Below are 14,400 nucleotides of genomic sequence, written 5' to 3' on the forward strand. Positions count from 1 at the left end.
CTCTCTCCCACCGATGGCTTTGGTCACGGCGCACCTCGCATGGCTCGTGCACCAGACATGGTGAGGTAGTCGGCAGGACCCCGTCACGAAGCACCCGGTGGCGGGCTCTGTCGTTACTGGCGGGATGCGGCCTGAGGTGCCGTCTCTGCGGCACAGCGTGCCCGGTCCAGGCGCGTCGTGCTATGCGAACAGTCCAGCATCGAGAGAAATGCCGCTGCTGATTAAGGGAGCGACCTTGGCCACATTCTCAGCGCTTTCCGAAAAGCTCGCCAGGATGTCGGCCGCACTTGTACCCTTCTGAAGCAGTCCAACCCAATAGTCAGTTCCGCTTTGCTCCCCGGCTCGTCCGAGGACGTTGTGGTAAAAGCGGTCGACGATCTCCCCGCTGCTTGGGGAGGCCCCGTAAACGGCCTTGAACTCAGCCGATGCGACGAACCCGGTTGCGACGTCGTGAAGGGAGGCGCCCCGGTCGAGTGCGTCCACCCAGTATGACAGACCCGACTTGTCCGGTGTGCGATTGAAAGCCGCTTGGTACAGGCGGAATCCCTGGCCGGCATCGCCAGCCGTGTCTAGCGCGACGAGTTGGTCCGTGAACAGCAACCGCTCCACTTGCACCACATCGGCGGTGTACCCGTTCGGCCCGCCAAGGCTGAACCCCACGCTATTCGGCTTGACCGAGTAAGCCGTGGAGGAGGCCCCGAACACAATGGTGTCCAGCCCTGCGCCCCCATCGACGTGTGACCCGCTCAAGGGTAAACCCAGCCGATCGGACCGGGTAGTGGCGATCCCAAGATCCGCCAACATCGCGAGATCCAACTGGCTGGGCAGATAGCGCAGTCCAGCAGTATACGAGACGCCATTCATCATGTCGCCGAGCAGGTTAGAGCCCGCGCCGGGACTAGGATTGCCGAGATGATACATGTTCCCGTTGGTCAGAGGAACAGGACCTCCATAGACCGATACAGCGTTCGGGCCCGTGAAGTACTGACTTCCGCCTGAATTGGAGATATATTGATCGAAAGGTGATTGATAAGATCCGGCGACTGTCGAGCCAAAGTAGCCTGAAAATCCTAACCCGTGCGCGATTTCGTGGATGATGGTCGTGACGAAGTCGCCGCGCTGGGAGGGGATGTCGGACGCATCGTCTGGCGTAGGATCGAGGAACAGCACGTTTTTGAGGAATGAATCTTGGATTCGGATATTGATGTCGGGCAAAGCGCCGACTGTGTCGAGTCCAGTCCTTAGTTCGTGAGCCGCCGTGCCCTCAACGACGGTGACTGCTCCGGTGCTGATCGGGACAACATTCGCAGGCGCCCCGTCCGCTCGGCCCGACGGTATGGAATTGAGCAGTTCGACGTTCAGTTTGAGGCTGGCGTTTCCGGCCAGCAGCGACGACCACGTCGCCAATGCCGAATTGATGTCGATGGTGAGGAGATTCAGGATATCCGGAGTTTCGCCCACAGCATTGTTGAACGTGATCGTTCCATTGATGGACATGGTCCGCTCCCGGCAGGCTGAAGTCGCTTCAGGATTGCATGAACTGGAGCCGGCGTCCCGTCTGCCCTGCGTCGGCAGGATGGTGTCGTCATCGCTTGCCACTGCGGCGTTCTGCCCATGGCCGAGAGGTTAGCGTGACGGCCGCCGGCCGACGCAAAGGCCCAGCTCTAAATCGGCGAGGCGCGCGGCTTTTTCGATGCGTCTGTTCGGCCGTCGCCGTGTTTCAGCACTGCGCGCTCGCGTTCAACGAATGGCGCGATGGTGGTCTCCGCGGGCGCCCAGAATGGCTTGCGCTGACGCGCCATCATGGCTCTGCGTGGTCCAATGAGCTCGACTGGATTGCCGTGTCCAGCGCCTCGGGGAACGCGTTCGACATCCGGCGCGCAGTAACAATGGCCTGCCAGACTAACGCACAAGCGAGAACGGCGTGCGCACCGGGCCAGCGAAGTTCAACGGAAGGGCGAAGTTCAACGGACGGGATACCGGTCGTCGGACGACGCCGTAGCGGCCTCTGCAGGGGCCGGGGCTTTGCCGGGTTGGTCACGGCCGCGCTCCACGGCACAGGATCACCCGATCGAGATCGGCGAAGATCTATCAGGTGTTCGGGAGCGGGCCAGTCGACCTCGTGATCGTTCCTGGCTTCATCTCCAACGTGGAGGAAAGCTGGGAAAATCCAAGCGCCTCGCATTGGCTGAAACGCCTGGCGCGCTTCGCCCGCGTCATCGCCTTCGACAAGCGCGGGACCGGATTGTCGGACCGCTCGTCGGCGTTGCCGGGCCTGGACGAACGGATGGACGACGCCAGGGCTGTGATGGACGCGGCGCAATCGCGACGCGCCGTCTTGCTGGGTGTGTCCGAAGGCGGCTCACTCGCCTGTCTGTTCGCCGCAACCCACCCCGATCGGTGCGTCTCGTTGGTGCTCTATGGCGCATTCGCCAAATTCCCGCGTGGCCCGGTAGCGAAGCGCCGAGGGCGGGTGCGGCGCCGGGGCGGGAGGACCAGCGAAGTCGACGTCGACGTCGGCGTAGATCCCAAATGCCGCGTCCTCTGCGGCAGCTGTGAGCCGTCAGCGGGAGGGGGGCTGGCGGGCAGGCCTGGACGGCGGCGCCTCCGCGTCCGCAGCGGCGACAGAGTCCGGCTGGTCTTGGCGTTCTCCGGGCGGTGGGAGGTAGGGCCGCGCGCCGGGTCAGTTCGCCGGCGAGGATTCCACACAGCCTGAATAAAAGCTTTCTGCTCGGTCCAGCAAGCTGCAAGCTCTTCGGGGAAGGCGTGATCGCGCCGGCAGCGCTCTGCGGGGTGGATGATGACGAACATCGGCAAATCCTTGCTGCCGGAGCACGAAGGCCAATCGCTCGTTGGGGCAGCCTCTGCCACCTTCATCGCAGTGGTGATCGTCGCCAGCCTGTTTCTCGGCCGCGACCTGTTCGTGCCTTTGTCGCTCGCGCTGCTCTTGAGTTTTGTCTTAGCGCCGCTCGTCCGCCTCCTCCAACGGTTTGGCTCGCCGCGCGGACTGGCCGTCATGCTGGTCGTGACGATCGCGTTTGCGGCTCTTTTTGGGGTTGGCACCCTGATGGGGCGCCAGCTCACGCAACTGGCGGCGGAACTGCCGCGCTACGAATCGACGATCCGCTCAAAGGTGCAGTCGCTGAGGGGCGCGTCAGCAGGGGACGGCACGCTTGAGCGCGCCGCGGACATGTTGCAGAGCCTGGGAAAGGAGCTCGAAAAGCCCGCCCTTGGCGCTCCCATCCCGACCGCGGCTGACGCCGCGGGAAAACCCATTCACGTCGTGGTTAGCGCTCCCGCGCCAGGGCCGCTGGAGAGCCTCTCAAGCCTGATCTCCCCCTTGCTCCATCCGCTCGCCACGACCGGCCTGATCATCGTGTTTGTGATGTTCATCCTGGTGCAGCGTGAGGACTTAAGAAACAAGCTCATCAAGCTCGGTGGCTCTCATGATATTCAAAGAACAACTGCGGCATTGGACGATGCGGCGCTCCGGCTCAGCAAGCTTTTCCTGGCCCAGCTGGGGATCAACAGCGCGTTTGGGCTGATTATCGGCGTGGGCTTATGGGCCATCGGCGTGCCGAGCTACGCTCTGTGGGCCATTCTCGCCGCGATCTTGCGTTTCGTTCCCTATATCGGAGCCGCCATTTCGGCGGCGTTTCCTTTGGCGCTCGCAGCCGCGGTTGATCCCGGATGGAGCATGCTGATCCTGACGGGGCTCTTGTTCCTGGTGGTGGAGCCGGTCGTGGGCCACGGCGTGGAGCCCGTGCTGCTCGGCCAGAGCACTGGCCTGTCGCCCGTGGCGGTGGTGCTCGCGGCGGCGTTCTGGACCCTGCTATGGGGGCCGATCGGACTAGTCTTGGCGACGCCCCTCACGGTCTGCCTGGTGGTGCTCGGGCGGCACATTGAACGGCTCTCACTGATCGACGTCCTTCTGGGAGACCGTCCGGCTCTGGAGCCGTGGGAGATGCTGTATCAAAGGCTGCTGGTTGCCGACACGTCAGAGGCGGTGGAGCAGGCCGAAGAATTTCTCAAAGAGCGCAGCTATGCTGACTACTACGATGGCATCGTTCTGAAAGCGTTAGGTCTTGCGCAAGCGGACCTGTCAGGCGGCTCACTCACCCCGGAGCGCGCCGAAGTGGTGCGGTCGGCGATGGTCGACCTCGTGAGCGATCTGCAGCAAGAGGTCGAACCGCCCAACCTGCACGAGGAGCCTTCTCCGGAAACGGTTGCAGCCCTCGAAGTGACAGCCGGCGGATCACGTGCTGACGACACGCCAGTGCTGGCGCCAGACAGTCTGACCGGACGTTGGACTGCGACCTGCCCTGTGCTGTGCGTGGCGGGAAAGACGGCGGTGGACGAAGCGGCGGCGATCGTGTTGGCGGATCTCCTGACCAAGCACGGGCTCGGCGCCAGGGCCACAGGCGTGGAGGTGTTGACGACCACCAACATCCTGCAACTGGACCTCAGTCAAACCGCGATGGTGTGTTTGGTGAGCGTGGGGGCCCGCCACGAGGCCCACCTTCGCAACTTGGTGAAACGGCTTCGCCGGAAGCAACATAGTCTGACGATCATGATCGCCGTTCTCGGCGAGGAGCCCCAAATCGCGACCGCCCTGCAGGCGGCGACGAAAGCGGATCTCTCGGCTGCTGATTTCCGGAAGGCCTGCGCAGCCTGCGTCTCGGTCGCGCAGTCGCGGACGCACGAAGCGGCGGACCGACCGGTTCTGGCGAAGGTTTGATGGAATTAGCCTGACAGGGCCGTGCAGGCGGGTCTGCCCATCTGGAAGGGATCCTGACGTCCGTCGCTCAGACAGCAGCCCCGGCCCTCCCGCGGAGAAGATGGCTAGAGCGCGCTGGCCGCGGTCAATCCTCAGCCTGCGCCGTGAAAGCGCGCATGCAGGCGATGAGCGCGCGGCCATCAGGACTGGACCCTGTTCGCGGACGAACTGCGACGCTTTTCCGCCCGCAAAGGAGAGGGAACGAGGGTCAACTTGCGGGTGACCGATGACTGGCAATGGGACCTCGCCGGGCTGAGGACGGGCGAGATCCGCTCCAGCGCCGTCTCGCGCTTGGATCTCATTGTCAGGTGGGGGGCGGACGAGGCTGAGCGGGTTCCGGCCGGCGCGGTCCGTCTACGCCGATTTCGATGTGGTCGACGACTACTGGCCGGCATTCGAGCTCAGTCATGTCTCGACGGCGCTGGCCGTTATCGCGAGAGGACCATACGCGTGGCCGCTAATGCGCGCTCCCGGCCGGTTGTCCGCCCGAAGAAGCAAGAGCACATGGCCCTGCTCAGTCTCGAAGACTGGGCGTGAAGCAGTAGCCGCATGCGCGGCGCGGAAAGGCCGCAAAACGCGGACGTCTTGGGCCGGGATGCAAGGGCCCCAAGGTCAAGTCATGACGGCGGACGGCGAGGCGGGCGGGCCGGCGTTCCGCAATGGCCCCTGGTCATTCATGATCATGGCGGCCATGGCCAACTTTCGCCACATTCCGAGCCACTGCGTTCCGCAGCGACGGTCTGTTTCGGAGGTATAATATGCGAGCGGGCACGGTCCGCTGAGACGCCGAGACCTCAACCCTGGGAGAGCGCTATGAACAGGTGCAGAAACTGGCGCGCTGCGGCAGCGATCGCCGTGGCGGTGAGTTCCTGGACGGGAGCCTCAGCCCTGTCCCAACACAAACACGTCTCCGACGAGGAGTTGCTGAACCTTCTCAAGGATGCCGCGCCGGCGAGCGTTTTCGCCGGGGCCACGGTCCTCAACATGGCGCCGGACGGGACCATGAAGGTGGTCCGCGAGGGCAACAACGGTTGGACCTGCATGGACCCAAGCGGAACCGATCCGATGTGCGCTGACGCCGGCGGGATGGAGTGGGGCAAGGCCTACATGACGAAAGGACCGGCGCCGCAGAGGCTTGGATTCATCTACATGCTTCGCGGCGACAACGGCGCGAGCAACACGGATCCCTATGCCACCGGTGAAACGCCTGACAACAATTGGATCAAGACCGGGTCTCACGTCATGATCGTGGGGGCCGAAGCCAAGTCGATGATCCAGAGCTACCCCCGTTCGCCCAAGGCCGACCCGACCAAGCCCTATGTGATGTGGGCGGGGACGCCTTATGAGCACCTGATGCTGCCGGTCAAATAAGATGGGGGCTGGCTTGCGGCGGGTCAGCCCAGTCTTGCAACTCACTAGGCTGCGGGCGCGTGCGGTGGGATGCCCGCACCCGGCGCAGTCGTCAATCTCGTCATGGGCTGCGCAGGCAGCGCGCCGGGCGGGTCGAAGCCGCGCTTGCGCCCACCACGGATCCGCATCCGCGCGTAGCGTGGCGTAGCAGCTGCAGTCCATGATCAGACGCGGCGCTTGACCTCGCGCAGTCGGCAGACAGGCCCCCGCGCTCACGACGCTCGGGTGAGGACCGGCGCGGCGGCCTGCAGCGTCGCCGGCCTCTCCAGCACGCGCCCCAGCGCCGCCGTGACCCGCGGCGTCAGCGTTCGGCAGGCCTCCGCCGACTGTGCCGCCGACGCGAGCCGCAGCGTCATCGCATCCTCCGGGGAGCCGAAATCAACCGGCCCCCCGAGCCGGGCGCAGGAGAGCGTCCACTGCCGCGCCGCCGCCGCCACCGGCATCGCCACCGTCTCGCTGCAGCCGCTGGCGATCGGCGCCGCCCCGTCGCCGACATGGAAAGCCTCGTCGAGGCGGCGTCGCTCCTAGCGCGTCGTCGCGGCCGGATCTAACAGGGCCGTGACCAGATCGAGGCTGCGGTGAGAACGCGCCTGCGGCTGCAGAGCAGCCTCGTCGACGCGGCGGCCGGCTCGATCCCCTCGGGCGCCGTGGCGCGCTGCGAGGACGACCACATGAGAAAGGCTGCGCCGATCCCCGCCACGCCCAGACCGTCCTCCAAAGGGCGTGGCGACGGGGGAGGGGGCGGGGCGCTTAGGCGAACAAGCGCGGATGTTGCCATTGCGTCATCTCGGGCAGATCATGCGCTGCGAGACTGGCGAAGTTCAACTTCATGCTCTCCCCCTCCGAAGGGGGCTCGCCGGCAGGGCGGTGTAGATGGAGCCGGGGGCGGTCTGGGCCCGCACCGGCCGGGATCGCAGGCCGGCGAGGTAATCGGCCGACCATTGGGCGGCGTGAATCGCCCATTGCCGAAAGGCGTGCAGGTCGATGAGGGGGGGCTCCTTGGCAACGGGGCAGCCCGCAACTTAGCCCTGTCGGAGGCGCCGGAACCAAGCCAGGGCGAGCCTCGATCCGCTCGGCCGGTTTCGCGCGGCGCTGACGTAGCTTGTTCGGCCTCGCTCAAGGTCGGCGGTCGCTTCAGGGCTGAATGCGGCGGGCGCAACCCTGGACGTCTCCGGCGCAATCCCGACGCTCGCCCCAGGTGATCCGAGCTGAGCACCTGCGCAGGGCGAGCCCTTTTTCAGCCCGGCGCGCGACGCGCCCCGCCGTCAACGCCCTGTGACACAGTTTCCCTTGATCATGACGACCCTTCGCGCTCAAACTGCCGAAAGATTCGGCCCAAAGAGTCGCGAACGGTCTGAACTAGAAGGTTGCGCCGGTTCAGCGAACAGGGTCGTCCTCTCGGCGAGGCCAGAGCGGGGAGCGCGGATCCGTCGCGTGGGCCGGGTCCCAGTCGTCGTCGTGGAGGTCGCCAGAAGCGACGCTCGTCAGACCGCGTTGGTGAGCCTCCCGAAGCGCGCTGACGATCAACAGCATCAACGCTTCGTCGCTTAGAAATTCAACTGACAGCATGGACCTTCCCCGTGACCCCCCATTTTCAACCATGGAATCCACACAGGTCCTATTCATACAAAAGGACTACTCGTCCCGTGCTCACCACCGGTGTTTTAGGTTTTGCAATTGTATGAGACGATTAAATCAATCGTTCGAAAGCAATGTCGTGGTACGAACCTTCCTAAGATCGCGACGCGGAGCTCGGAACGCGGAACTCGGAACCAGTGATGCAGACTGAAGAAGAACACCGTCGCAAGGAATCAGTTTCCGAAGGGACGCATACGAAGGCGCCGCAACGCCCATTGAGCGTCTTGCGGTCTTTGCGCGATGAGCTCAGGGCGCGGCTGTTGCAGGACGTCGCCGATTTTCGAGTCTATGTCGCGCTCGAAAACGCCATTCTCGCCATCGAAGAGGCCGAAGCGGCTGAGCCTAAGGCGAACCGCACGCACGGTGTCCGCGACTGGGCGCGAAAGCTGTTGGAGGAGAGCGGGCCGCTCAGCACCAGCCAGATCGTCGACAAGCTGCACGGATTAGGCGCCCACACCACGGTCAGTTCCGTCTCCTCGAGCCTGTCGCAGGCCTCTGATTTCGTGAGTGTGTCATTCCAGGGAAGTCGGCGCTGGTGGCTGGCGGGACGACCAATTCCTGAGGATCCAGCAAGCCCCCCGCAAATTGGCGCGCGAGCACGAAACCGGGCGCGCTGACGTTGCGCAACGGGGCTGCGCCGGCTCCGCCACGTCATCAGCGCTGCATGCGATCGAGAGATGACGCGTCTATCGTGCTCCGCTCAAGACTGAATGGAGCCATGGATCCGGTCAGGCCCGGACACACGAAAGGCCGTCATCTGGCGCCTCGCCGCCGGCTACGGCGGCCCGTGGATGGTGCTCATGAGCGGCTCGAGCGCGGCGGCATCTTGAGCGACCGCGGAAGGCGTCACGCTGCCGCTAAAGCCCCAGGACCCAGCGGCTCTGGCGCAGGCCGTTGAGCGCTCGAATCTGTGCATCGCGGCCCCGCGACCGAATTGGTCGCCCGGCGAAACGCAGGGAGCCCTCCGGTCTGCGCATAAGAACGTTCGCGGGTCAGAGGAACTGCATCATCTTGACCAAGATCCAGCCGAGAAACGCCGCCCAACTCGCCGTGAGCAGCAGCGCAGCGCCGACGATCATCTTTGTTCCCGCCGAGCCAGACCCTCTTTCGCCCTCGGGATGCGCAGCTCCAAGGCTGGGCTCCTTCGCGACTTCTTTCGAGCTTTCGCCGTCGTGATTCGGAACGCTTCTCGTCTCAACATGACTGCTCATGAGCACCTCGGGGTCACCTTCCATGACAGTGGCAAGATGGGCGCCATCAGCATCCCCTCATTGCTCGCCGGCCCACCTGGCCGAAATGGATGTTGCGAGCCGCGGCGGAGCCGGAGAGTCATACTTGTCAAACACGCCGGAGCAGCCCTTTAATAAGCAATCGGTTTAACTCGATGGTGTTAATTCCTCGGTAGGGCCGATCGCCAACAATATAGCTAGAAACTCAAGACATGTGTCGCGATTATCGGTGGCGAAGACAGCAACGCGAAAAAGTTGTTTCGAGAGTGAGGTTCCCATTTGCCATGAATGACAACAAGGCGGACGTCGAATACGTGGCGGACATCGTATCGGCCTATGTCGCCAACAACCCAGTCGCAGCAAGCGACGTTCCCGATTTGATCATCGCCGTTCACGGGGCTCTGGCGGCGGCCCGTGCGGGCGAGATCGAGCCCCCCGTGTCCGAACGCAGGCCGGCGGTGCCGGTGAAAAGGTCCGTCACACCGAACGCCATCGTCTGTTCAGAAGACGGCCGAAAGTTCACGTCGCTCAAGCGGCATCTTGCGACCAAATATCACCTCACGCCGGCTCAGTACCGGGAGAGGTGGGGCCTTCCAAGGGACTACCCCATGGTGGCTCCGAATTACGCCGCGTTGCGCGCTCAGCTCGCCAAGTCGTCGGGCCTCGGGCAGTCGCGCCGGCGCAAGCGAGGCGTGCAATCGGAGCGTGAGCTCGAAGCAGAGCCGCGGCAGGCGTCCAGTGCGCCGGCTCAGGCCGATCAGGACAGCGACATCCCACGCTCCAGCGAACCCGCGGCGTCGATGGACGAGCCGGAGGTCCCCAGCGCCGGCGAACGATGAGAGCGCACGGGGCCGTGGAGGTCGAGATCTCATCCCCGCCCACGCAGCGGCCGAGCTGCCGCCGTCGGTCGCCTCAAGTCTCGCCGGCCAGCGAGTCAGAATGCGTCCGTGGTGGGCGGCCCCGCCGTCGTCGAACAATCGGCCGTGATCGGGGCGCTGCCGACCCGACGGTCCGAGTAGAAGCTGATCGGACAAATCCAACGGTTCAGAACGGATCGCGTAATCAATCCTTAACAGCGTTCGCCCCAGATGGTGGGACGAACGTGAGGTCAGCGATGGCGGCTGTGTATGCTCTACTTTCAATCGCCGGGGCGCTCGCCGGAGGCGTAGCAGGCGGGATGCTGGGAGGGCCGTTGTGGGGCCTCGGCGGCGCCGTACTCGGCGGAAATGGTTTCGCGTTGCTAGCGGGCGCGTTGATCGCCAGCAGGGCTGCCGGTGATCGGACTGTGACGCTCGACGAGCACGCCGATGCGATGGTGGGCGCGCTGCGCGACGCGCTCTTGAAAGAAGCAGACGCGTCCCGGACAGAAACGCTCGTGACGATCAAGGACGGGAAGTCCCGACGATCCCAGGCCTAAGCCGGTCTCTTGCGGAAACTCTCCTAGTAGGCTCGAGATGAGTTGAGGACCTCAACGAAGGTCTTCAGCAAGATCTTGCAATCCAGAGCCAAAGAGCAGTTGCGCACGTACCACAAATCGAGTTGAACCCGTTCCGCCATGGATTCGACGGATGGCGTTTCGCCACGAGCTCCATTGACTTGGGCCCAGCCGGTCAGGCCGGGCGTCACAAGACGACGCTTTGAATAATCCGGGATCACCATGTCATAAAATTGGTCGTGAGCCACAGCGTGCGGCCTTGGGCCGACAAGGGACATCTCTCCGCGGATCACATTGAAGAGTTGAGGCAGTTCATCGAGGCTGGACTTGCGGAGAAGACGCCCCAATCTGGTCACGCGTGGATCATTGCGGGTCGCCTGAACGACCACAGGACCATCGTCTTGAACGTGCATCGTCCGAAATTTGTAAATCCGAAAGGGACGGTTTCGTCGCCCCAAGCGGTTTTGACAAAACAACACAGGTCCTCGTGAATCCCATTTAATGGCCGCGGCCACGGCCAGCATCACAGGGGCAAATACGAGCAGAGCCAACGCCGCGATCACGACGTCGCACAGGCGCTTGCTGGCCCAAAGAAGCCAGGCGCTGTCTGCGACCATATCGATACTAAGGGCATCAGCAGTTCCGCGCATTCGAAACTCATGAGGGTCGGGGAAGTTGAAGCCCATACCGTAACCTAGCTGTTGCGACAGAAAAACGCACGCTTGCCGGCATAGATCCCCATGCTGAAGCGAGACGCGCCATTTCCCTTAATTATTCGGCAAAGAACCGATTTCTCGAAGCCTGCACTTTAAACGTCAAGCCAGGGAAGCCGCAATTTAGCGGACAAACCTTGCCATTGCTTGTCCGCATAGGATTGTATCTCGATTTGCGCATGCGGTCCTCTCGAAGAGCACAATGAAACATAATTTCGGTTCTAATCCTATAATGCAAAAGGTGTACCGGCGTTTTCTGCGGGGGCGCGCGGTGACCGAAGCCATTGAGGCGAGCAGACGTCAAATGGGACCGATTGGAGCCAGACGCATCGACCCTGACGAATAGAATTAATGCAAGATCAAGACAACCCGTGAAATTACTTAACTGCGGATGTCCGGCGCGTGAAATCGGGGGGGGGGGCGATAAGGCAACAACGTTAAGGCTGCGTCCGATGTCGTACGGTGGGATAGCGCGGAGGCGCGCGGCTTGATCCCCTCAATGCGACGCTGACACCGTCAAAGGCGTTAACGTCCCCTTTGGGTGTCCGTCAGCAGGCGGCTCAAGCCTGCCAGGAGGCGCGGCGTCAGCCGCCGACAGGCCTCGCTGGTTTGGGATGCCGTGCTCAGCGTCACTGGGGCCGGATCCTCGGCCCTACCTAAATCCAGGTTGACTCCCATTCGCCCGCACGATAATTCCCAGCTCGTCGCCGCCATCGTGTGCGGCATGGCCACAACCTCGTGCCCGCAACCGCTGACGATCGTCACGGCGCCACCGCCGACATGGACGGCTTCATTAAGGTGGCGCCGCTCCTCCGGCGTCGGCGCGGCGGGATCGACCAGGGCATTCACCAGGTCGAGGCCACGGCGGCTGCGGGAATGGCGAAATTGTGATTACTGGTGCGCAGATTAGGCGGCCCGCGCGACGCTCGGTTGGACCGCGGCGGACACAGCCGCTCAAACTAAGATTAATAGGCCTACGATCGAGCGTTTAGAACGCCAACAGGGTATTCCAGCTAGCCGAGCCAACACTCCCGTTGAGATCCAGCAAGCATTCGAAGCCGCAGGAGTTGAATCTATTGGTTCGGAGCGTGACGGGCCAGGTGTTCGGCTATGGAGAAAATCGTGGTCTTCCAATGTGCGGCGTCACTGTTGCTGGATGCTCCGCCCAGCCCAGATCAACTCGTACTCCCGTCCGCCCGCACGAAATCTGCCAGCTCTTCGCCGTCATGGCGGGACGCATGGCATTTGTGACTCAGATTCGCCACTAGCGCGAGCCTCTCTACTCCCGCTCCGCCACAGTTTTCGATCGAACGAGAATGCCTCAGTCGATTTAAGAAAACCCTCCGCAAAGTCGACGGCTAAACACCCTTGGTCAGTGACATTGATCGTCGCCCGCCAATTCTAACTTGCCGACCTCAGAGTCGGGCGCCGAGTCTTGTTCGACCTATTATCGACGTCAGATCCAGTCAAACGCAATGCCCATCGTGACTCGTCTACGATGCAGTCGGCGCGAAACACAGCGCCTATCACTGGAACGGCTGATCCCGAAGATAGCGTTCGAAGTGAATGAAATTTCTGCGCCAGCCAAGTTTGCCAGTGCGGCTGATCATTGAAAACTTGTCCGTTATAGAAAAAACGAACATGATCAGATGATTCCGCAATTTTGAATATGAGATCTCGATGCCATCCATTCGCGGATATGGATGCCAACATTACACGGCATTTATCAGACTCGCCGCTCACGAAAAGCAGGTCATCGACGAGCTCATCATGGTCCAAAAATCCATCTTCGCGAACCAACTCCCTTAACCGGCCTGTGACCAGGTCGTCATACGACACAGAGTCGGCAGATGCTAAGATATATATGGCATGCACCTTCGAGAGGGCAGATGCCAAAAGTATAAATACCATCAGTGCAAGGAAACTCCTACCGAGCACGTAACATACCATATTTTACGATCGTTAAAGTCACGCCGACTAACAGCCAGCTAACGATCGACGAGCCGATGGGTCCATGGATGAGATCGTAATGATCCGGATACCAGCCGATGCAACTAATCCGAATTACGTTGATCGCAACGATTGAACAGCAGCACACAACGCACCAGATACCTTGCCCATGAAATCCACGTTGGCCAATTTGGCAGAACAATGTCCAACACACAACGACAAGCGACACGTTCGCCATGGATGAGCAGGCCGGTGCGATCCAAAGATGAGAGACACCGTCAGCGAGAGTGATCACATTCCCTTGCCGAGGCAGGCCCATCAGGGAACTTACAAGGCTCGCATCGAGGATCAACAAATACCCACTAAAGAGCGAAAATATTAACTTACTCCAAAACATGGGATAGGTTGCAGCCAGCAAAACCCAGGCGCCACGCTTTCCAGGAGACATTGGATGTGAACTCGACAAGATAAGTATCGACAGCGCTGTTAGCCCCAGCCAGCTCAGGTAGTCCATCGGAAAGACAAAAAAAAAGCCACAACAATGCTGGCACAAAGATCACCAGCAGATACGGTCCGGCCAGATTCTTTGGAAATAAGTACGAAGGAAAAAGTGACCGCGGCCCAGACAATCGCGCTAATGCCAAAACTGTCGAACAAGGCCCATACTAACCCGAACTCATAGATGGTCCTGGCAACTTGAGGAATGATAGCATTCAAATAGCCTAGCACAAGAAGGCTAAGCCACAGTTCATGACGTTGGATTGAGATGCCGGACTGCCACATGCGCATGTCTCGCTGACGCTGATCAATGCGGTGTCTTGCACCGATACTTGCGCCAGAGCGCATATCCTCCTGCAATTAGAAGAATGGGCAGTCCGGTGGCCGCGAGCGGACCCGGTGCACCGTGACCAGATCCGGGACGGCCGATGCCGTTGCTCCCATTGTGCGGCACACCCCCTGGGTCAGCCACTACAGGGCCAACAAGGACGATTGAGGCCAACGCGGCGGCAGCGCATCTCACATATCTTACCATGGATAACCCTCCTGTTTAGCTGAATATTATTTGCCTAATGACGCGGGTGAGTCAATTCATTGGTCTGTTGCGTAGGGATTTTGGAATGCGACGGTCGTCCCATAATCGATCTGCGCCCCGCCTGGTTCGCGAGCAAGGAGGGCCCCGTCCGGATGCCGCCCGGCGGTGATCGGGCGTACCGCGCGGATCGAGGCCCGCGCCCCAACGATCCTGGC

General features: G+C 61.9%; 11 protein-coding genes. 6 read left to right on the plus strand and 5 right to left on the minus strand.

Annotated features, from left to right (window positions below):
* Positions 1-180: 180 nt before the first annotated feature.
* Entirely contained in the window at positions 181-1,497 is a 1,317-nt protein-coding gene (locus ABEG18_RS05850) for a DUF4214 domain-containing protein (protein ID WP_406857159.1), read from the minus strand.
* A gap of 652 nt (positions 1,498-2,149) precedes the next feature.
* Between ABEG18_RS05850 and ABEG18_RS05855 the strand changes: the two genes are divergently transcribed.
* From ABEG18_RS05855 to ABEG18_RS05865, 3 genes are all read left to right on the plus strand, one after another.
* Positions 2,150-2,716 (plus strand): alpha/beta fold hydrolase, encoded by a 567-nt coding sequence (locus ABEG18_RS05855; protein ID WP_406858539.1) that lies wholly within the window; start codon positions 2,150-2,152, stop codon positions 2,714-2,716.
* 81 nt (positions 2,717-2,797) lie between these two features.
* Positions 2,798-4,738 (plus strand): AI-2E family transporter, encoded by a 1,941-nt coding sequence (locus ABEG18_RS05860; RefSeq protein WP_406857160.1) that lies wholly within the window; start codon positions 2,798-2,800, stop codon positions 4,736-4,738.
* 852 nt (positions 4,739-5,590) lie between these two features.
* The gene (locus ABEG18_RS05865; RefSeq protein ID WP_406857161.1) at positions 5,591-6,148 is read left to right on the plus strand and encodes a hypothetical protein; all 558 of its coding nucleotides are present in this window, start codon (positions 5,591-5,593) and stop codon (positions 6,146-6,148) included.
* A gap of 251 nt (positions 6,149-6,399) precedes the next feature.
* Here the strand turns inward: ABEG18_RS05865 and ABEG18_RS05870 are convergent, their stop codons facing one another.
* Entirely contained in the window at positions 6,400-6,543 is a 144-nt protein-coding gene (locus ABEG18_RS05870) for a hypothetical protein (protein WP_406857162.1), read from the minus strand.
* A 1,422-nt stretch (positions 6,544-7,965) separates the two neighbouring features.
* Here ABEG18_RS05870 and ABEG18_RS05875 point away from each other — a divergent pair.
* The gene (locus ABEG18_RS05875; protein WP_406857163.1) at positions 7,966-8,442 is read left to right on the plus strand and encodes a hypothetical protein; all 477 of its coding nucleotides are present in this window, start codon (positions 7,966-7,968) and stop codon (positions 8,440-8,442) included.
* 375 nt (positions 8,443-8,817) lie between these two features.
* Here the strand turns inward: ABEG18_RS05875 and ABEG18_RS05880 are convergent, their stop codons facing one another.
* A complete protein-coding gene (locus ABEG18_RS05880; RefSeq protein ID WP_406857164.1) occupies positions 8,818-9,036 on the minus strand; it encodes a hypothetical protein in 219 nt (72 codons plus the stop codon).
* Positions 9,037-9,338: 302 nt separating this feature from the next.
* Between ABEG18_RS05880 and ABEG18_RS05885 the strand changes: the two genes are divergently transcribed.
* Positions 9,339-9,893, plus strand: a complete 555-nt coding sequence (locus tag ABEG18_RS05885) for a MucR family transcriptional regulator (RefSeq protein WP_406857165.1) — start codon at positions 9,339-9,341, stop codon at positions 9,891-9,893.
* 275 nt (positions 9,894-10,168) lie between these two features.
* Entirely contained in the window at positions 10,169-10,471 is a 303-nt protein-coding gene (locus tag ABEG18_RS05890; RefSeq protein WP_406857166.1) for a hypothetical protein, read from the plus strand.
* 23 nt (positions 10,472-10,494) lie between these two features.
* Here the strand turns inward: ABEG18_RS05890 and ABEG18_RS05895 are convergent, their stop codons facing one another.
* On the minus strand, positions 10,495-11,175 hold the full coding sequence (locus ABEG18_RS05895) for an exopolysaccharide biosynthesis polyprenyl glycosylphosphotransferase (RefSeq protein WP_406857167.1): 681 nt from the start codon (positions 11,173-11,175) through the stop codon (positions 10,495-10,497).
* Positions 11,176-13,129: 1,954 nt separating this feature from the next.
* A complete protein-coding gene (locus ABEG18_RS05900; protein WP_406857168.1) occupies positions 13,130-13,666 on the minus strand; it encodes a hypothetical protein in 537 nt (178 codons plus the stop codon).
* Positions 13,667-14,400: the final 734 nt, after the last annotated feature.

Source organism: Alsobacter sp. KACC 23698 (assembly GCF_045348435.1).
Taxonomy (GTDB): Bacteria; Pseudomonadota; Alphaproteobacteria; order Rhizobiales; family Beijerinckiaceae; genus Alsobacter.